General features: G+C 59.7%; 14 protein-coding genes. 2 read left to right on the top strand and 12 right to left on the bottom strand.

All coding sequences use genetic code 11. The features are described 5' to 3' along the window. Positions 1–125 precede the first annotated feature (125 nt). Positions 126–2,018 carry a glucokinase gene (locus B9Z50_RS16840; protein WP_108365920.1) on the bottom strand — a complete coding sequence of 631 codons (1,893 nt, stop codon included), beginning with the start codon at positions 2,016–2,018 and terminating at the stop codon, positions 126–128. A 271-nt stretch (positions 2,019–2,289) separates the two neighbouring features. Here B9Z50_RS16840 and B9Z50_RS16835 point away from each other — a divergent pair, with 271 nt between their 5' ends. After that, positions 2,290–3,675: an MATE family efflux transporter gene (locus tag B9Z50_RS16835; RefSeq protein WP_108365919.1), complete on the top strand. Its 1,386-nt coding sequence runs from the start codon at positions 2,290–2,292 to the stop codon at positions 3,673–3,675. Between the two features lie 87 nt (positions 3,676–3,762). On the opposite strand, the gene B9Z50_RS16830 is transcribed toward B9Z50_RS16835, so the two are convergent. From B9Z50_RS16830 to B9Z50_RS16780, 11 genes are all read right to left on the bottom strand, one after another. After that, complete coding sequence (locus B9Z50_RS16830) at positions 3,763–4,158, bottom strand: hypothetical protein (protein WP_108365918.1); 396 nt, start codon at positions 4,156–4,158, stop codon at positions 3,763–3,765. Continuing rightward, on the bottom strand, positions 4,155–4,721 hold the full coding sequence (locus B9Z50_RS16825; protein WP_158270703.1) for an RNA polymerase sigma factor: 567 nt from the start codon (positions 4,719–4,721) through the stop codon (positions 4,155–4,157). The genes B9Z50_RS16830 and B9Z50_RS16825 overlap by 4 nt, the downstream gene beginning before the upstream one ends. Positions 4,722–4,723: 2 nt before the next feature. Beyond that, positions 4,724–5,185 (bottom strand): DUF6249 domain-containing protein, encoded by a 462-nt coding sequence (locus B9Z50_RS16820; RefSeq protein ID WP_108365916.1) that lies wholly within the window; start codon positions 5,183–5,185, stop codon positions 4,724–4,726. 79 nt (positions 5,186–5,264) lie between these two features. Next, positions 5,265–6,851 (bottom strand): glycoside hydrolase family 13 protein, encoded by a 1,587-nt coding sequence (locus B9Z50_RS16815; protein WP_108365915.1) that lies wholly within the window; start codon positions 6,849–6,851, stop codon positions 5,265–5,267. Between the two features lie 7 nt (positions 6,852–6,858). Beyond that, complete coding sequence (locus B9Z50_RS16810) at positions 6,859–8,589, bottom strand: alpha-glucosidase (RefSeq protein ID WP_108365914.1); 1,731 nt, start codon at positions 8,587–8,589, stop codon at positions 6,859–6,861. A 34-nt stretch (positions 8,590–8,623) separates the two neighbouring features. Next, complete coding sequence (locus B9Z50_RS16805) at positions 8,624–9,757, bottom strand: ABC transporter ATP-binding protein (RefSeq protein ID WP_108365913.1); 1,134 nt, start codon at positions 9,755–9,757, stop codon at positions 8,624–8,626. 71 nt (positions 9,758–9,828) lie between these two features. Beyond that, positions 9,829–11,469, bottom strand: a complete 1,641-nt coding sequence (locus B9Z50_RS16800) for an alpha-glucosidase family protein (protein ID WP_108365912.1) — start codon at positions 11,467–11,469, stop codon at positions 9,829–9,831. A gap of 22 nt (positions 11,470–11,491) precedes the next feature. Beyond that, positions 11,492–12,328 carry a carbohydrate ABC transporter permease gene (locus B9Z50_RS16795; RefSeq protein ID WP_108365911.1) on the bottom strand — a complete coding sequence of 279 codons (837 nt, stop codon included), beginning with the start codon at positions 12,326–12,328 and terminating at the stop codon, positions 11,492–11,494. Continuing rightward, complete coding sequence (locus tag B9Z50_RS16790) at positions 12,325–13,239, bottom strand: carbohydrate ABC transporter permease (protein WP_108365910.1); 915 nt, start codon at positions 13,237–13,239, stop codon at positions 12,325–12,327. The genes B9Z50_RS16795 and B9Z50_RS16790 overlap by 4 nt, the downstream gene beginning before the upstream one ends. A gap of 6 nt (positions 13,240–13,245) precedes the next feature. Next, positions 13,246–14,511: an ABC transporter substrate-binding protein gene (locus tag B9Z50_RS16785; protein WP_108365909.1), complete on the bottom strand. Its 1,266-nt coding sequence runs from the start codon at positions 14,509–14,511 to the stop codon at positions 13,246–13,248. A 5-nt stretch (positions 14,512–14,516) separates the two neighbouring features. Then, on the bottom strand, positions 14,517–17,348 hold the full coding sequence (locus B9Z50_RS16780) for an alpha-1,6-glucosidase domain-containing protein (protein WP_108365908.1): 2,832 nt from the start codon (positions 17,346–17,348) through the stop codon (positions 14,517–14,519). 165 nt (positions 17,349–17,513) lie between these two features. Between B9Z50_RS16780 and B9Z50_RS16775 the strand changes: the two genes are divergently transcribed. Further along, complete coding sequence (locus tag B9Z50_RS16775; RefSeq protein WP_108365907.1) at positions 17,514–19,166, top strand: alpha-amylase family glycosyl hydrolase; 1,653 nt, start codon at positions 17,514–17,516, stop codon at positions 19,164–19,166. Positions 19,167–19,171 lie beyond the last annotated feature (5 nt).

Here is a 19,171-nt window from a genome sequence, read left to right as displayed (position 1 = left end):
CCATGATTTGTCTTCTCCTTCGTAAAGCCGCCACTTCAGTGGTGTAAGTTTGGAGAATTGTAATTCGATTACATAAAAATCAAAGACTCGAGAAACAAAACTACATAAGGGTAATCCCTTTGAAATCATTGACTGTGTGAAATTGATGGACGCACAGGAGATGACATACGCACGCCTTGTACCGGTGAAGTATGTGAGGGTGATGTCGGGATCTCATTGATTCCCATGACGAGTGCCTCTGAAGTCCGCCCTAATTCAGCAAGACGCATTTCTAGACCTACAACCAAAATGTCCACCAGTAAAAGATGCAGGACACGGCTGATCATGGGTAAATGGGTCGCAGCATGTTCGTTGTGCTCGGCCACAAGTGCAGCATCGGCTTTTTTGGCTAGGATGGATTGATTGGCTGTGATGGCAACGACAGATGCGCCCTGCTCACTGAGAACGTGTTGCAATGAAATCAATTCTGGTAAAGAACCACCACTGCTGATGATGAGGGTGGCGGTGTCACGGTTAACAAGTTTACTGACCAAATGTTGCGTGTGTGGGTCGGTGTGGACGCCGCAGGGAATGCCGAGCCGTAAAAATTTCATCTGCGCATCTAGCGCAACAGACGCGTAGCTACCGACTGCAAAAATTTCAACTCGCTGAGCCGCCATGACAAGATCAATGGCTTTGTCAATGGATTCGCGCTGCAATTCGTTGCGCAGTTGCAATACAGCATTGGCGGTATTGCCCAGAACTTTGGAGCCCAACTCCAGAACAGAGTCCTCGTGAGTAACTTTGGAGTGCGTGATAGGGACTGAAACGCTCAGACCAGATGCAAGACGCAATTTAAAATCAGAGAGTCCTTTGCAGCCCACCGATCGACAGAAGCGGATCACGGTAGGCTGACTGACCTGAGCCGCCAGGGCAATATCATGAATCGGGTCATTCAGTACCGACCGAGGTTGTGACAGAACCAATTCTGCAACGCGCTGTTCGGCGGGCGAGAGCTGTGGACGCAACCGACGGATTTGGGACAAGATAGCCGATCCTATGGAATTCTGAAGAGTCCGTAGTTGTGTCTCCAAGATCGCTGAAACACCCATGAAAGTTGGATTGTCGGCGGTGATCACATAGGTCGGGATGTGTTCTACATACTGCCTGAAACGACCTTTGTCTTCAAAGCGTTGACGAAAACCGGATTGATCGAAATAGGCGCCCAGTCTTGGGATGATGCTTCCGCCAATATAGACGCCGCCAGTTGCGCCTAGGGTCACGGCCAGATCACTGGCCGCCGTGCCTAACATATTGCAGAAAACGTCAAGTGTGGTCCGACACAAAGCATTGTCTTCGTCAAGCGCCAAGCGTGTGATTTCGGGGGCACTCAAAAATTCAGCCACCCCTTTTCGTGTCTGGCTCAATGCTTGGTAAATCAGTTCCAATCCGGAACCAGACACCAAACGCTCAAAAGAGACATGGTCGTAAAGTGTCAGTGCGTGGTGCAAAACAGCAATTTCGTTGGCGTCTCTGGGGGCAAAGCTGGTGTGGCCACCTTCTGATCCAAGAGAAATCCAACCATCACCAGATGGGATCAGTCCTGAAACGCCTAGACCAGTACCCGAACCCAGTAAACCTATGACGCTACTTTTAACCGGCTGGCCTCCGCCTACTTGGCGAATGGCATCGGGCCCTAGCCGTGGCAAGGCCATGGCTAATGCGGTGAAATCATTGACGACAACCAGAGTATCGAGTCCCAAAGCTTGACGTGTTTGCTCTATCGAAAATTGCCAGTGGTAATTGGTCATGCGTACTTGGTCACCATCGACAGGCGTGGCAATGGCTATGGCTGCATGTTCAACCGTTAATGGCTGTACGGATTCCAGATAGGTTCTGATTGCTTGTTCAAGACTCGGGTGGTCAGCGCACCGCAAAGAAGCTTGGTGGCTGTATTGGTCACGCTCGAGCTCTATGGCAAAACGAGCGTAGACGCGCCCAATGTCAGCAAGCAAACGGGGAGATTCGAAGGTAATCATGTCGTGCTTGGTTGTGAGTCAAGGCCATTAAGGGGGTTGTTTTGTAATTCAATTACACCGGAAACAATCGATATTGAACGCATTGTGGGGCACCAGTCTGGGGGATTCAAAAACCCATAAAAGTCGCACGCGCACAAAATCTGACGGTACGGTTCATACATATTCCATTCTAGGCTGAATGCTGAAGAGGAGATGTAGTAATGTTACGGACGTCGGTCGGCGCCATGAATGTAAATCAATGTGGCTTGATCATTTTGGCAAGTGCCTTTTCATGAAATCCACATTTGGCATCTCCAATCACACAGCCATAACCAGTCTCGTTTTCCCCCTGTTGGTTGAACTGTCGCTTGGACTGGTGGTGGGGATGGTTGGCACGGCACTGGCTGCTGGCATCTCTGACGCGGCGGGAGGTGCTTTTGCGCTGTCCCACCACGTGTTTGGTTTGTTGTTCATGGTCTTCCGTCTGGTGGGAGCGGGGGTAAGCGTGGTCATCACGCAAAACCTTGGGGCCGGGCATCGCGCGGAGGCTGACCGGGTCGCACGCGCTGCAAAGGCCTCAGGAACCTGGATGGGGGGGGTGGCAGCCATGCTGGCCTTGTTGTGCGCACGCCCGATGCTGCAGATGCTCAATGCGCCCGCTGATGTGTTGCTGCTGGCCGCACCGTTTTTGCAATCGCTGGCGCTCGCATTGGTGCTGGACGCCTGGAACGCCTGTATGGCCGGGGTCATGCGGGCGCACCTGCGCAACCGAGACACGCTGGCAGTGATGATCGTTATGCATGCCACCCACATGGCGCTGGCCTGGCCCTTGATGACCGGTTGGGGGCCGTTGTCGGCGTTGGGTTTGCCGGGTTTTGCTGTGGCCGTCATCATCAGCCGTTTGGTGGGTATGGCCTTGCACCTGTATTTGTGGCGGCTGCGGCTTGGGCTGCGTCCACAGTGGACAGACTGGTGGCGGGTGCGTTGGACTCAATTGAAGCCGGTGCTGCACATCGGCCTGCCCGGTGCGGCAGAAAACTTGTCATGGGAGGCGGCCTTCATGGTCAGCGTGGCCGCTGTTGGCCTCATGGGCACGCAGGCGTTGGCCACCCAGGCCTATGTCTTGCAGTTCAACATGTGGGTATTGATCAGCGCCTTGGCGATTGGCATCACCGTTGAAATGGTGATCGGCCACATGGTCGGAGCACGCCAGTTTCGGCAGGCACACGATCTGGTGCGCAAGGCGCAAAAGATTGGCTTTGCCGTGACACTGCTTGTGGCCTGTGTGCAGGCGCTACTGGGTACATGGCTATTGGGTTTTTTTACACAGGACCCTGACATTGTGCGGATAGGTAGCCAACTGATGTGGCTGTCGATCCTGCTGGAGACAGGGCGTACCTTCAACCTGATTGTGATCTCGGCCTTGCGCGCAACGGGCGATGCCCGCTATCCGTTTTATGCCGGAGCGGGCTCCAAGGCGGTGGTGCTTGCGGGCGGCAGTTGGCTGCTGGGAGTGCACTGGGGTTGGGGATTGATGGGGGTCTGGCTGGCCTACGCGGCCGATGAGTGGATACGTGGTTTGTTGATGTGGCGGCGTTGGCTCAGGCAGGGCTGGGTGCCTCATGCCCGAGCTACTCACGCACGAATGCGACGTCAAGAGCTTGGGCTTATCGGTTGATATCGAACATTTTGCAATCAACAAAGGGTCAATCTGAATTGGCGCTCAAACAAAAAATTTGGTTGAGTCAATTGCAATGACAGTAGCCTACTCAGGCGTGTTCAGTAATTCATATGAACCATAAAACATCATGCTCAGCCCCAAAGCGAAGCCCCACAGTTTTTGGTCATACCAAGCCGTCATGTTCATAGGAGCTTTTGCAACTTCAAGCCAGGCTTGCACGGCTGTAGGTGCGGATATGACGATTAAAACAACCATGATTAACTGAAAGCCCAGCAACATTCCGCGCTCGCGGGTCAAGTTCGTGTTGACCCTAGGCTTTTGGGGCTTTGCAAGTGCATCGGCGGGCTCAAGCAATTGGCCCATGACTTGCGCCACAAAAGCCGCGTCCTGTTGTAGGCTAGGGTCCCCATGCGCGTCCTGCAACAACAAAGGCGTCAGCCAGTCGTCGGCATTCGAGGTGTCAGCGGTGGTCTTGTTCATGGTGACTCCTGAATGTCTGTGTGCTTCCAGGCGGCCAGCAGCGTTTGCAGTTTGGCGCGCCCGCGCATGACATGGCTTTTGACGGTGCCCAAAGGCAAGTCCAAAACTTGCGCCGCCTCGGCATGGTTCAAACCGCTGTGGTAACAGTACACGATGGCGGCATTTTCCAAAGGGTGCAATTGTGCCAAAGCCTTCTCCAAGTCCAGGCGCAAATCGTGGGCCGAGTGCGTGGCTGCGATGGCCTCATGCTCGGGCGATGCGGTGCTGGCATGCTCATCGGCCCAACGCCTTTGGTGCTGCAAAAATTCGAGGTAAGCAATGCGGTGCAGCCAAGTGCTCCACTGCGCCCCGTGCCGGAACGTGGGCAAGGCCCGCCAAGCTTTGATGAAAGTTTCTTGCGCCAACTCATCGGCCAGGGCCTGCTGGCCCCGGGTGAGCTTGCGCAGCACCGCACGCACACGCCCCTGGTGAAGGGCCACCAGCTGCCCGAAGGCCTGTGCATCGTGATGGTGCTGCGCCAAGCGCAGCCACTCGCGCTCCTGTGCCAAAGAGGGGATGGACACACTCAGTCCGACTCGCCACGCGCCAGTGCCTGTTCATGCCGCAGCTGCCGAGATTCGGCCACCCAAAGAAACAGCCAGCCCAAGCCCAGGATGAAGGGCAACAAGCCCCAGGCCCAGCCGTGGAAACCGTTGAACTCACCGTGATCGAGGTTGACCCAATACACCACCAAGCCCAGCCCCAAGCCCGAACATATGGCCAACACCGCCTTGCGCAGCAAGCTGGCCACGCGCTCGGTTTTTTGTTCTGGTGTGGGGGCAGCCAAGGCGGCGCTGGGCGGATCTTGTTGCAGCAATTCAGGCGGAATGGGCTGCCCCAATTGTGCAAAGTGTCGAATGGTCTCATGCGTCAGCTGGGCCTTGCGGCTTTGCAGCACAAAGCGAAAAACAATGTAAGCCATGGGAATCAGCAAAGCCAGCAGCGGAATCGCCAAAGCCAAGATCGGGGGCCAGAAGTTTTTGTCCATGTCGTTCTCCGAGTTGAAAACCACTTAGATGCAATCTGTATTCCGATTGGATTCACATGTGTCGGTCTATATGCAAATTTCACCGCACCCGTTTGTACCGGCTGTACCCGCCCAAGTCGCGTTCCATGGGTTGCAGCACCATCACGCTTTGTGCGGGCACGGTGACTGTGATCAGGCCGGGGCCCATGGTGGTCACGGCTTGGCGGGGGTCGTCGGCCAGCAGGTTCACCAGGGGGGTGCCGTCCATCAGGGCGGCATTGGCCACCATGATTTTTTCGGTCACGGGCGTGTTGCCGGGGTTGGACAGCACGATGCGGGTGTCCAGTGCTTTGTCGGTGTGGCGTTCAAAGGCGAAAAGGCGCTCGGCTTCGATGCGGCGGTAGTCGCCCACGCGCAGGGCGCGGTGCCCTTGTTGCAGGGCAATCAGCCGTTTCATCCAGACCAGCTCGGCTTGGTCGGGCTGCACTTGGTCCCAGCGCATGGGGCCTCGGTTTTCCGGGTCGCCGCCGCCGGTCATGCCGACTTCGCTGCCGTAATACACATTGGGTGAGCCCGGCAGGGTGAATTGCAGTGCTTGCACCAACCGGCGCTGGCGCGTGTCGGGCAGTTGGGTGTGGATGCGGGGAATGTCGTGGTTGTCGATCACGTTCCAAGACTTGAGCAGCGGCTCGATGCCGGCGTCACGCACCAGGCGTTCGGTCATGCGGGTGGCGGCGGACGTGCTCAGTTCGCCTTGGGCCAGGCCGAGGATGATTTGCCGCAGCGTGAAGTTCATCACCCCGTCCATCGATTGCAGCCATTGGTCGGGGTAGTTGACGATCTCGCCCACGATGAGCGCGTCTTTTTTCTCTTGGCGGGCGGCATGCCGCAGGTCTTGCAGGTAACGGTGGCCCAACTCAAACGCCGTGTCCAGCCGCCAGCCGTCGGCCCCGTCGCGCAGGTAGCCGCGCAGCACTGAGTCGGGCGCTTCATACAGGTACTGGCGCACGGGCGGGTGTTCTAAGTTGAGTTCGGGCAGGTTTTGGTAACCGGTCCAGACCCGTGCCCCGCCTTTGTATTGCGGGCCAATGGCAAACCAGTGGCGCCAAGGGCTGCTCGGCTTGGCCATGGCTTCTTTGAAGGCCGGGCTGTTGCGGCCCATGTGGTTGAACACACCGTCCAGCACCACCTTCATGCCGCGCTGGTGCGCTTCGCGGGCAAATTGTTTGAAGTCTTCGCGGGTGCCGAATTCGGGGGAGATGGCCTTGAAGTCGAGGGCGTCGTATTTGTGGTTGGTCCAGGCCAGGTGGATGGGGTTGAGGTAGACCGCCGTGGCCCCGAGTTGCTGCACATGGTCCAGCCGCGAGCGGGCGCTTTGCAGGTCGCCACCCCAAAAAGCCAGCTCCTGGCTGTTGAGTTTCTGGTCGGGCAGATCCACGCCGCGCTGCGGCACTTCGTGCCAGTCGTGCAGCACTTTGGGGGCCGGGTAGAGGTGCTTTTTGGCGGCCAGATTGGCCGAGGGCACAAAACGGTCCACCAAGATTTGGTAGACCACGGCGCCATTGCGCCAGTCTTTTTCTCGGGCTTCGTAGACCGAGCTTGCTGAAATGGACTGAGCGGACAGCAGGGTGAGAGGGGCAAGACCCAGCCAGAGTGCGGTGCGTTGCCAGCGGCGGTGGTGTGTCATGAAGGACTCAATCGTTGTGTGTTAAAGCTGCACCGGGCAGCAGGTAAGCCCGGGCCTCCCAACCGGCCAGGGTGTCTGGGGCCATGGGCCATTCTTCAAAGGGCAGGTTGCCGATCAGGGGGGTGGCTGCGCGCAGATCGGGCAGTTCTGTCAGCGGCAGGCGCTGGAACTGCCCGCTGAAATTGCACTGCACCACGACGCTGTGTTGTTCGTCCGAGCGCAGGTAGGCAAAAACATGGGGGTGTGCGGGCAGCAGCAGCGTGTAGCGGCCATGCACCAACACGGGCCATTGCTTGCGCAGGGCCAGCAGTTGGCGGTAGTGGTGAAACACCGAGTCGGGCTGGGCCAGCGCTGCTTCGGCGTTGATGTGGTCGTGGTTTTTGTTCACCGACAGCCAAGGCGTGCCGGTGGTGAAGCCGCCATGGGCCTGTGCGGTCCACTGCATGGGGGTGCGGGCGTTGTCGCGGCCTTTGGCGTGGATGCTGCGCAGCACTTTGTCGGGGGACTGGCCTTTTTCTTGGGTGGCCACGCGGTACATGTTGCGGGTTTCGATGTCCTGGTAGTGCGTGATGTCGGGCCAGGCCACATTGGTCATGCCCAGTTCTTCGCCTTGGTAGACATAGGGCGTGCCTTGCATCAGGTACAAGCAGGTGGCCAGCATTTTGGCCGAGCGCTCGCGGTATTGGTGGCCGTCGTCGCCCAAGCGCGAGACGATGCGCGGTTGGTCGTGGTTGTTCCAGTACAGGCTGTTCCAGCCTCGGCCATGCAGGCCGTTTTGCCAGCGGCTCAGGCTGGCTTTGAGGTCGGGCAAGTGCAGGGCTTTGAGCGCCCATTTGCCTTTGCCCGCTTGGCTGTCCAGGTCCATGTGTTCAAACTGGAACACCATGTTCAAGGCCCCAGTGTCGGGATGGGTGATCTCGGCGGCTTCTTCCACGGTAGCGCAGGGTGATTCGCCCACAGTGAGGCTGTTGTAATGGTCCAGCACTTCGTGGCGCATCTCGCGCATGAACTCGACAAAGCGCGGGCCGTGTTTGACCATCTCGAAGGCGGGCTGCAAAAAACCCCGCTGCACCACGGGCGCATCGGCCAGGCTGCCGTCCGCACGCCAGGGCTTGGAGATCAGGTTGATCACGTCCATGCGAAAACCGCGCACGCCTTTTTTGAACCAAAAGTGCATCAGGTCATAGACCTCGGCGCGCACCTTGGGGTTCTCCCAGTTCAGGTCGGGCTGTTTGGGCGAGAACATGTGCAGGTAGTACTCGCCCGTGGCCTCGTTCAAGCTCCAGGCCGAGCCGCTGAAGGCCGACTCCCAATTGGTGGGTTCGCGGCCCTCCACCGGTTCTTGCCAGATGTAGTAATCGTGGTACGGGTTGTCACGCGAAGACCGCGCTTGGCGGAACCATGCGTGCTCGTCCGAGGTGTGGTTGACCACCAGGTCCATCATGAGCACCATGCCGCGCTCGCTCATGCCCGCCAGCATCGCGTCGAAGTCGGCCATGCTGCCGAACTCGGCCATGATGGCGCGGTAGTCGCTGATGTCGTAGCCGTTGTCGTCGTTGGGCGACTCGTACACCGGCGAGAGCCAGACCACGTCCACGCCCAGCGTTTTCAGATGGTCCAGCTTGCTCGTGATGCCCGGGATGTCGCCGATGCCGTCACCGTTGCTGTCGCAAAAGCTGCGGGGGTAGATTTGGTAGACGGCGCTGCTTTTCCACCAAGCTTGATCGGATGAGTTCATGACGGGGGCCAATACGCAATGAAAAAGCAGGGGCTTATTCGGGCAGTTCCACGGTGCGGTGACAGGCGATGCCTTGGCTGTCAAACAGGTGCATCTGATCGGGGATCAGGCGCAGCGTGAGCGCCGAGCCAGCGGTCAGTGCGGCGCTGCCTTCGACCTTGACGGTGGCCATGGGCTGACCTGTGATTTGCACATACAGCAGCGACGCATCGCCCAGGCGTTCGATGTGTTGCAAGCTGGCGGTCACGCCGGTGCCTGCACCTTCGGCACCCAAAGGAATGTGCTCAGGGCGAATGCCCACTTGCACCGCTTCACCGGTTTTCAAATGGCGTGCGTCCACCGCCACTGTGAGCGTCTGCTCGCCCACATTCACCGTGGCGTGTGTGGCCTCGGCGCTTTGCAGTGTGCCTTTGAGCAGGTTCATCTTGGGCGAGCCGATGAACTCGGCCACAAACAGGCTGGCCGGGCGGTGGTACAGGTTCATGGGCGAGCCCACTTGCGCCACGCTGCCGCGCTCTTGGATCAGTGCCCCGGTGTGCAGCAGCACGATTTTGTTGGCCAGGGTCATGGCCTCGACCTGGTCGTGGGTCACGTAGATCATGCTGGCCGAGCCCATGTCTTTGTGCAGCTTGGCAATCTCCAGCCGGGTCTGCACGCGCAAAGCCGCATCCAAGTTGGACAGGGGTTCGTCAAACAAAAACACCTTGGGTTGCTTGACGATGGCGCGGCCAATCGCCACGCGCTGGCGCTGCCCGCCCGACAGGGCTTTGGGCAGGCGGTCCAGCAGCGGGGTCAGCTGCAAAATGTCTGCGGCCTCTTTCACCTTGCGGTCGATCTCGGCTTTGTTCGAGCCCAACACGCGCAGGCCAAAAGCCATGTTTTCACCCACGGTCATGTGCGGGTAAAGCGCGTAACTCTGGAACACCATGGCCACGCCGCGCTTGGCGGGGGGCAGGTCGTTCACGCGTTGGTCGCCGATCAGCAAATCGCCGGAGCTGATGTCTTCCAGACCGGCCACCATGCGCAGCAGGGTGGACTTGCCGCAGCCCGAGGGGCCAACAAAGACACAAAACTCGCCGTGCTCGATGGTCAGGTTGGCGTTGTGGATGGTCATCGGCAAATGCGGTGCGTAACGCTTGCAGATGTTCTTGAATTCGATGCGGGACATGAGGTGTACTCCAGCGCGGTGTAGGTTTCGGTGGGGCCGGTGCGGGCCTATTCAGGCCCATTCAGGTCAATTCAGGCCAATTGAACGATGAGGCCACCAAAGGGCTCAAAGGCCAAAGCGTGGCCCGACAAGCAGCCGCCACTCAGGCCGGGCAGCGTTAAGGTGTGCAGTGCCTGCATGTCGGACGGCAGGGGCAGGCTGGCCGCTTGCGCGCTGAAGTTGAAAGCGCACAGCACGCGTTGGCCCTCGTGCTCGCGCACAAAGGCCATCACCTGCGGGTCCACGGGCAGCAACGTTTGTTCGCCGTGGATGAGGGCCGGTTGCGTGCGACGCCACTGCAGCAGTTGTCGATAAAAGTTCAGGTGTGACGCCGCATCGCGCTCTTGCACATCGGCGGCCAGTGGGCGGTAGGCCTCGGTGTAGGGCAGCCAGGCTTTGGTCGAGCCATCGCCAAAGCCGATGTCGGTGGCTTGGCTCACCCAGGGCATGGGCGTGCGGCAGCCGTCGCGGCCTTTGTACTCAGGCCACATGGCGATGCCGGGCGGGTCCTGCAGGTCTTCAAAGGCGATGTCGGCCTCGGGCAGGCCGAGTTCGTCGCCTTGGTACAGGCAAGGTGAGCCGCGCAGGCACATCTGAAAAGCAGCCGCCAAGCGCAGTTTTTGCAAGTTGCGCTCGGGGCCGCCCCAACGCGAGCCGACCCGCTCCACATCGTGGTTGGCCAGCGCCCAAGACGGCCAGCCGCCCTGGCTTTTTTCGGCGAATTTTTGCATCAGGCCGTGCAAATAAGGAGCGCTCGAATCCTTGCCCAGCAAGTCAAAGCTGTAGGCCATGTGCAGCTTGTCGCCGTCGCTGGTGTAGGCGGCCATGGTGGCAATGCTGTCGTCGGTGCCGATCTCGCCGACCATGGTGGTGTTGGGATACTGGTCGACCAGGGCGCGCAGTTTCTTGAAAAATTCAAGGTTCTCGGGGCGCTCTTTGTCATACACATGCCACTGCCAGCCGTAGGGGTTGACGTCGGACACCGTGTTGTCGCCTTCCTTGGCCCCCCCGCGACCCGGGTTGTTGCGCAGTTCCTTGTCGTGGAAGTAGAACGGCGCGGTGTCCAAGCGGTAGCCGTCCACACCCAGTTCCAGCCAGAATTTGACGGTGCCCAAAATGGCCTCGACTACTTCGGGGTTGTGGAAGTTCAGGTCGGGCTGGCTGGCCAAAAAATTGTGCAGGTAGTACTGCTTGCGGCGGGTGTCCCATTGCCAGGAGCTGCCACCGAACACACTCAGCCAGTTGTTGGGCGGGTTGCCGTCGTCCTTGGCGTCGGCCCACACATACCAGTCGGCTTTGGGGTTGGTTTTGGAGGCGCGACTTTCCTCAAACCAGGGGTGCTGGTCCGAGGTGTGCGAGAGCACCTGGTCGATCACCACCTTGAGACCCTTGGCGTGTGCGCTTTGCACCAAGGTGCGGAAATCGTCCAGCGTGCCAAACAGCGGATCGACGTCGCAGTAGTCGCTCACGTCGTAGCCGAAATCCTTCATTGGGCTTTTGAAAAACGGTGACAGCCAGATCGCGTCCACGCCCAGGCTGGCCACATAGTCCAGCTGGGCGGTGATGCCCGGCAAGTCGCCCACGCCGTCGCTGTTGCTGTCGGCAAAAGAGCGGGGATAGATTTGGTAAATGACGCCGCCGCGCCACCAGTTGTTGTTGGGTGCTTTGCTCATGGTGTTTGTAATGAAAAAAAGTTCAACCTTTGACCGCACCGGCCGTCAGGCCTGACACGATGCGTTTTTGGAAAACGAAGACCAAGAGCAGCAGCGGCACGGTGACGATCACCGAACCGGCCATGATGGTGCCCCAGGGAATTTCAAACGCCGTGGCCCCCGCGATCATCGAGATGGCCACCGGCACGGTGCGCTCGGTGTCGCTCACCACAAAGGTCAGCGCGAACATGAATTCGTTCCAAGCCCCGATGAAGGCCAGCAGTCCGGTGGACACCAGCGCGGGCCACAAAAGCGGCATGAAGACCTGAAAGATGATGCGGATCGGTCCGCACCCGTCCATGATGGCGGCTTCTTCGAGTTCGCCGGGCAGCTCTCGCATGAAGGTGGTGAGAATCCACACGGTAAAGGGCAGTGTGAAGATGGTGTAGGGCAGCACCAGACCCAGGGCCTTGTTGTACAGGCCCAGCGACTGGATCAGCTCGAACATGCCCGAAAGCACCGCCACCTGCGGGAACATGGACACGCCCAAAATGCAAACCAAAAGCAGGCCCTTGCCCTTGAAACGGATGCGGCCCAGCGCATAAGCGGCGGTCACGCCCATCAGCATGGCAAAGCCCACGGTCAGCACCGCCACCATGATCGAGTTGAGCAGGCTTTTGCCAAAGGGCTGCACGCCTTCAAACAAGGCCACGTAGTTGCGCAAGTCGGCGTTGCTGGGGATCAACTGCGAGTTGAACAGGGCGGTGCCGGTTTTGAGCGAGGTCGAGATGGCGTAAATGAAGGGGTAGACCGACAAGACCACCACGATGGCGGAGATCAGGTACAGCAGGGCTGTGGCCAGTTTGGAGCGGTGGTTCATCGGGCGTCCTCGGCAAGTTTCACGCGGGCCAAGCGCAGGAAAAGGATGGCGGTCAGCATGATGATGAGGAACAGCGAGGTTGACGCCGCTGAGCCAAAACCCATGTTGCCGTACTCCACCATTTCGCGGCGCACAAAGCCGGACATGCTGATGGTGGTGCTGCCGTTGGCGGTCAGCACATAAATCAGGTCAAACACCCGCAGCGAGTCGAGCAGGCGAAACACAATGGCCACCAACAGCGGCTGGCGGATCAGGGGCAGTGTGATCTTCCAGAACACGCGCAGCGGGTGCACCCCGTCCACGCGGGCGGCTTCGTAGCAGTCCTTGGGCACGGTTTGCAGCGCGGCCAAAATCAACAAGGCCATGAAGGGTGTGGTCTTCCACACATCGACCATGACCACCGTCCACAGCGCGTAGCTGGGCTCGGCCGTCCAGGCGATTTTTTGGCTGATCAGCCCGGCGTTCAGCAACAGGGTGTTGATCACACCAAACTGGTCGTTGAGCATCCAGCCCCACATCTTGGCCGACACGATGGTCGGGATGGCCCACGGCACCAGCACGGCGGTGCGCACAAAGGCACGGCCCTTGAACTCTTGGTTGAGCAGCAGCGCCAAACCCAAACCTGTCAGGGTTTCGAGGATGACCGAGACCACTGCAAAACTGAAGGTGTTGCGGATCGACACGCCCCAGTCCCCAGCCCAAAAACCCTCTTCGTCGTTGGGGTTGAAGAACAAGCCGTATTCACCGAAGTAGTTTTCCAGGCCCACATATTGGCCTGCGGCGATGTCGTTGATGTTGGTGTCGGTGAAACTGAACCAAATGGAGCGGGCCAAGGGCCACACCGCCACGATCAGCATGAGCACGATCATGGGGGTGAGGAAAAGCCAGGCGGTGCGGATTCTGGAGTTCATGGGGGCTTACCAGTGTTTGCGGCGGATTTGTTTGAGGCGGGATTCAAGTTTTTTGACCGCCTCTTCCCCGGTGGCGCGTTGGGACATGACCTCGTGCGCCGCGTTGTAAAAACTTTGGCTGACCTGCGGGTACTTCAGGCCGGTGGCGGTGGTGGGGCGGGCCACGCTGTTGGCAAACACATCGGCCAAACTCGACATGAAGTCGTTGGCGGTGATGATGTCTTTGTCCTTGTACAGCGCAGGCAGCGTGGGGTTGAAGGAGCCGCCTATGGCGCGGGCTTTTTGCACCTGGGCGCTGGTCATGTACATCACCAAATCGGCGGCAATGGCGGCGTGCTTGCTGTACTTGGACACGCCCAAGTGCCAGCCACCCAAGGTGGCGGCGCTGGGGGTGCCGGGCAGTTTGGCAATGCCCACCTTGCCCTTGACCAAGCTGTCGTCCTTTTGCAGCAAGGACCAGGCATAAGGCCAGTTGCGCATGAACAAGGCGTTGGCGTTTTGGAACACGCCGCGTGCCTCTTCTTCTTCGTAGTTGAGAACGCCCACGGGCGAGATGGTGCCGATCCAGCGGGCGGCGCGGTTCAGGGCTTGTGCCGCCTGTGCGTTGTTGATGGTGATCTGGCCTTGTTCATCGACCACGGTGCCACCGCCGCTGCCGCTGACCCATTCGAGCGCGTTGCAGGTCAGGCCTTCGTAGGCCTTGGCCTGGAACACAAAGCCATGAAAATCATTGTCGCCTTTGGCGCGTTCCCCAGCTTGCACTTTTTGCGCGGCGGCGGTGAGATCTTCCCAAGTGGTGGGTACGGGCAGCTTGTACTTGGTCAGCAAATCTTTGCGGTAGTACAGCAGGCCCGCATCGGTGTACCAAGGCATGGCCAGCAGCCGTCCGGTTACGGTGTTGTTAGCCACGATGGCCGGGAAGTGCTGGTTTTCTAGCCCTTTGCTGAAGGGCTTGAGGTCTTGCAGGTGGTCTTTGAGGATGCCCGGCCAGGCGGTGTCGATTTGCAGCACATCGATGTCCCCCGACTTGGCGGCAAAGAGCTGGCGGTAGAGCGCCAGTTTTTCGGTGGAGCTGGTGGGCGGCGAAAAGTTCTTGATGGTGTGGCCGGTTTTGGCGGCCCAAGCTTGGGCGTGTTTCAGGCAGAACTCCACATCGCTGCCGCTGGGGCCGCAGGTGATGGTGATCTCCACGGCCTGAGCGGCGGTGCCCAGGCCCAAGGCCAGGCCCATGCCCAACATCCAGCGGTGCAGGGTTGGAAGAGGTGGTTTCATTGCAGTCATTGAGGGGAATCCATGGGCTTGGTGTCAGACGTGCTGGCAGGCAAAACATAAACCAGAGCGGTGCGTGCAGGCACCTCAACGCGCCCGGTGGCCGCATCATGGTGGGCCAGCTGTGCTGGCCGTGTGTCGGCGGCTGCCGGGTCCAGGTGTACCGGGTGCAGTTGCAAGGCTTTGCCCTGCAGCGCCGCATCGCTCACGCTGTGGGGGCGGGCGTCGACATTGAGCAGCAGCACCATTTCGTCAAAGCGGGCTCCGCTCAGGCCACGGCCATTCAGGTGCGCGGCGATCACGGCCGGGTTTTGTGTGGGACCGACATTGAAAAATCGCAACCGTTGCTGGATGTCCGCCGCCGTGGGCATGCGCAGCAGCGTGCTGCTGGCGCGGATTTTCAGTAAGTCACGGAAGGCATCACGCGAAAAAACGATGTCGGCGGGGGCCGCTTGCAGCGCCGGGTCTGGCAGCAGGTCGCGCATCAGAGGGTACAGGTGCCCGTTGTCTTGTTGGGGCGGCAAGCCTGTGCCGAAGTGGTTGGTTTGGTAGGTCCAGTCCAAGCGGTTGAACCAGTCGCCCGAGTCGTAGCTGTTGCCGTCAAGCGACTTGGAGCGCAGGATGTCTTGCCCCGCATGAAAGTAGGCCACGCCTTGGCTGAAGGCCACCAGGGCTGCGCCCAGCACTTGCACCCGGGCGCGTTCTGCTGAGCTGGTGGTGCGGGGCAGTTTGAAGGCCAAGCTATCCCAGAGCGTCAGGTTGTCGTGGTTTTCGGTGTAGTTCACCACTTCGCTGGGTTCTTGCACATAGCCCGTGGGCTGTGTGCCGTAGGGGATGTCCTGCAAAGCGCGTGGCTCACCGGTGGCGGTGGTCATGCGGTAAGTGCGCAGTGATCCTGCCAAACCGGCACGCACTTGGTCGGCCACTTTCATCAGGTCTTGTGGGTTTTGTCCAGCGCGGGCCTGGGCGTTGGGCTGCAGCACCAAGCCGCTGATGTAGCCTTGGTCGGCCTGAATGCGCTCGGGGGTGTCGCTGGCGCTGCCGCCACGCACGGCGTCGCGCAAACGGTCATTGAAGGTGCCGATGCCTGTGCCGTTCAAAGACAGCTGCGAGGCCTGCACAAAACGTGCTCCATTGGCCACTTCGCCAAAGTTCCAGCCTTCGCCAATGAAGTCGATGCGCCGTCCCAAGGCCTTCTCGATGCGCTGGTGCATGCGCACCATGGCCTTTTTGGGTTGGTGCCCCATCAGGTCAAATCGGAAGGAGTCCATTTTGTAGTGGCGCGCCCACAGCAGCACCGAGTCGGACATCAGCTTGTCCATCATCACATGCTCGGTGGCTGTGTTGTCGCAGCAGGTGGAGCGCTCGACCACGCCTTGGTCATTGAGCCGCTGGTAGTAGCCGGGGACGATGCGGTCGAGCACCGATTGCGCGTGCTGCCCAGAGGCCGAGGTGTGGTTGTAGACCATGTCCATGCCCACGCGCAGCCCCGCGCGGTGCAGGGCTTGCACCATCTGGCGCAACTCGATCACGCGGCGTGTGCCGTCTTGTGCATCGCTGGCGTAGCTGCCTTCGGGGGCATTGAAATGGAAGGGGTCGTAGCCCCAGTTGAAGCAGTCTTGTGCGGCCACGGCTTTCACTGCGGCTTGTTGGCTGTCGCTGTTGGCGTTGCCCGAGGGCTGTGGGCTCAGGCACGAGGTTTCGGGCACGCTGGCCAGGTCAAACACGGGCAGCAAATGCACATCGGTCAGGCCAGCACGGGCCAAGGCTTTGAGGTGCTGCATGCCCCGCGACTGACCATGGGTGAAAGCCAGGTACTTGCCACGGTCGGCCACGGGCACGGAGTCGTCGCTGATTGAAAAGTCCCGCACATGCAATTCGTAGATCACCATGTCGGTGGCTTGGCGGACGGTGGCCGGGGGCGTGTCACGCATCCAGTTCGCAGGCTGCAAGGCCGGGTCGTTCAGGTCCAAAATCTGGCTGCGCAGGGAGTTGGCACTCAAACTGACGGCGTAAGGGTCGGTGACGAGGTTGCGAACCAAACCCACACCGGGCACATGCACGGTCACGGCAAAACGGTAATACGCGCCAGTGGCTTTGGCGGGCAGCGTGGCCGACCAGGTGCCGCTGGTGGCGTCGCGCTGCAACACTTGCATTTGGCTGGCAGGTGTTGTGGCCCCGGGGTACAGGCACAGCTGCACCTGTTGCGCGGTGGGAGCCCACAGGGCCAGTTTCACTTGTTGGCCGTGAAAGCTGGGGCCCAAGTGCACAGCTTGTGCGCTGGGCGCAAAAAGCGCATCGAGCGCGCCTGCGGCCTGCACGCGTGTGGCGGCCACCACCCGGCCTTGTGCGTCTTCTTCAACCAGCACGGTTTGTTGTGTGTGCAGGGCGCGCTGCGCGGTGCCAGACAGCGGGGGCATCTGCAGCAACACACCTGGTTTGAGGAAGTCAAAGCGTTGTCGCAGAGCTGGCGATAAAGGACCAGGGGAAATGCGCAGGGGCCAGCGCTGCTCAACCCCTTCGGCGGGGCGGCCAAGCTGCACTTGCAAACGGCTTTTTGGCGAAGCCAGTAGGCTGAAACGGTGGCCATTGGTCAGGGCGGTGTGAGCGGGCCACTGCAGCAGTGCACCGTGCAGCCAGTGCGCCTGTGCGGGCAGTGCCTGTGGGTTGGCCTGCAGTACCGTGCTGGGGTCCGTGCTGTTGCACAGGTCAGCCACCGGTGCGGCGAGCGAGGGTTGTGCGGCGTGGGCTGACACCTTGGCAAGCGGGACGAACAGGCACGCGCCCGCGCACACCGAGGTGAACCATCGAAAAGCCGAACGGGTCAATAAACTGGTCATGCGCAAAGGAAGTGGGTCACAGACAAGTTGATTATCGTAATAAAACTACATAAAGTCAGGCTTTTTGACATCTATTTAGGGTAATTACTTAGCAGTGATGGGGCTGTAGCGGGGAAAATCTGTAACTTTCCTACATTTCGGCGGCCTGTTGATTTGAGATATCCCATGACAAAAACACTTCGCGCATTCAGCCTGAAAGGGCTTGGGTTTGTGGTCCTCGTTGTGCTGTTGGCGGCCTGTGGTGGTGGGGGTGGGGTGGTGCCAAGTGCGTCTGTGAACCTGGAGTCGGGCACAGGCCGCAATTTGGCGGTCCCCGATTTGGGCGCTGTGCAGGCCCAAGGGGGGGCCAGCTCGCTGCCCGATGGCTGGATGAACGGTGCCTTCATGCAAATTTATGTGCGGGGCTACAAAGACAGCGATGGCGACGGTAAAGGCGACCTCAAGGGCTTGATCTCGCAGCTGGACTATTTGCAAGATTTGGGTGTTCAGGGTCTGTGGCTGATGCCCGTGACCCAGAGCGAAGATCACGACCACGGTTATGCGGTCACGCATTACCGCAGCATTGACACCGATTACGGCAGCTTGGCCGACATGAGCCAACTGCTGACGCAAGCCCACCAGCGTGGCATGGGGGTGATCTTGGACCATGTGATCAACCATGCCAGCAGCCAGCATCCCTTGTTTTTGAATGCCGCCTCGGCCAAACGCAACCCGCAGCGCCCCTATTTTGTCTGGCAGGACACGGCACCTTCGGGCTGGCGTGTGTGGGGTCAAAATCCTTGGTACAGCAGCGGCAACGGTGTTTACTACGCACCCTTTTGGTCCGGCATGCCCGACTTCAACTGGAAAAACGAGCAGGTCACGACCTTTCACCATGACAATCTGCGCTTTTGGTTGAACCTGGGGGTGGACGGGTTCCGTTTTGATGCGGTGGGCAATTTGGTCGAAAACGGCCCCACGGCCTGGGAGAGTCAACCCGAGAACCACCGCATCATGGGGCAGGTTCAGGCGCTGTTGAACAGTTACGACAAGCGTTTCATGGTGTGTGAAGCGCCTGCGGCCCCCCAGGCTTTTGCGGCCACGGCCTCGTGTGGCCGCGCCTTTGCTTTTGACCTCAAGGACCACATCCTGCGTGCAGTTCGGGGGGACAGCGCGGCCATCGCCTCGCTCAACCAGTACTTTCTCACGGCACCGCCCGGCATGGCCACGTTTTTGGCCAATCACGACAGCTTTGCGGGTGAGCGCGTGTGGAACCAGTTGTCGGGCAACTTGGCGCAGTACAAGCTGGCCGCTGCCAGTTATCTGCTCTTGCCGGGCACGCCCTTCATTTATTACGGCGAAGAAATCGGCATGGCCAATGGCTCGGGCCTGTCTGGGGACTGGGCCTTGCGCACGCCCATGAGCTGGACGGGGCAGGTCAGCGGCTTCACATCGGGCGTGCCGTTTCGCGCCGCGTCGGCCAACATTGCGGTCAACCATGTGCAAGCCCAACACGGGGTCGAGGGCAGTTTGCACAGTTTTTACAAAACCCTGATCGGCCTGCGTCAACGCTTGCCTTCTTTGGCGCGGGGCGACTACAGCGCGGCTTGGGCGCAGGGGACGCTCATGGGTTTTCAGCGCCACTGGGGCAGCGAGCGCACCCTGGTGCTTTACAACTACGGGCTGATGGCGCAGCCCGTCACTCTGAATTCGCTGGGTGCCGCGACCCGGTGGGTCGCTGAGTACCCGTCAGCGCCTGAGATGGTGGCCGGTCTGGATGGCACAGCCACCCTGAGCCTGCCACCCCAATCGGTCACCGTGTACCGACTTCACCACTGAGCACA

Origin of the sequence: Limnohabitans sp. Bal53, assembly GCF_003063355.1 — a bacterium.
Taxonomy (GTDB): Bacteria; Pseudomonadota; Gammaproteobacteria; order Burkholderiales; family Burkholderiaceae_C; genus Limnohabitans_A.
The sequence above is the reverse complement of the archived record's forward strand: the minus strand, read 5'-3'. Positions and strand labels throughout refer to the sequence as shown.

Bases quoted from the DNA above. Each gene is read 5' to 3' on its own strand.
- B9Z50_RS16840 (WP_108365920.1), bottom strand. From the start codon at position 2,018: ATGATTACCTTCGAATCTCCCCGTTTGCTTGCTGACATTGGGCGCGTC.
- B9Z50_RS16835 (WP_108365919.1), top strand. From the start codon at position 2,290: ATGAAATCCACATTTGGCATCTCCAATCACACAGCCATAACCAGTCTC.
- B9Z50_RS16830 (WP_108365918.1), bottom strand. From the start codon at position 4,158: ATGAACAAGACCACCGCTGACACCTCGAATGCCGACGACTGGCTGACG.
- B9Z50_RS16820 (WP_108365916.1), bottom strand. From the start codon at position 5,185: ATGGACAAAAACTTCTGGCCCCCGATCTTGGCTTTGGCGATTCCGCTG.
- B9Z50_RS16815 (WP_108365915.1), bottom strand. From the start codon at position 6,851: ATGACACACCACCGCCGCTGGCAACGCACCGCACTCTGGCTGGGTCTT.
- B9Z50_RS16810 (WP_108365914.1), bottom strand. From the start codon at position 8,589: ATGAACTCATCCGATCAAGCTTGGTGGAAAAGCAGCGCCGTCTACCAA.
- B9Z50_RS16805 (WP_108365913.1), bottom strand. From the start codon at position 9,757: ATGTCCCGCATCGAATTCAAGAACATCTGCAAGCGTTACGCACCGCAT.
- B9Z50_RS16800 (WP_108365912.1), bottom strand. From the start codon at position 11,469: ATGAGCAAAGCACCCAACAACAACTGGTGGCGCGGCGGCGTCATTTAC.
- B9Z50_RS16795 (WP_108365911.1), bottom strand. From the start codon at position 12,328: ATGAACCACCGCTCCAAACTGGCCACAGCCCTGCTGTACCTGATCTCC.
- B9Z50_RS16790 (WP_108365910.1), bottom strand. From the start codon at position 13,239: ATGAACTCCAGAATCCGCACCGCCTGGCTTTTCCTCACCCCCATGATC.
- B9Z50_RS16785 (WP_108365909.1), bottom strand. From the start codon at position 14,511: ATGAAACCACCTCTTCCAACCCTGCACCGCTGGATGTTGGGCATGGGC.
- B9Z50_RS16780 (WP_108365908.1), bottom strand. From the start codon at position 17,348: ATGACCAGTTTATTGACCCGTTCGGCTTTTCGATGGTTCACCTCGGTG.
- B9Z50_RS16775 (WP_108365907.1), top strand. From the start codon at position 17,514: ATGACAAAAACACTTCGCGCATTCAGCCTGAAAGGGCTTGGGTTTGTG.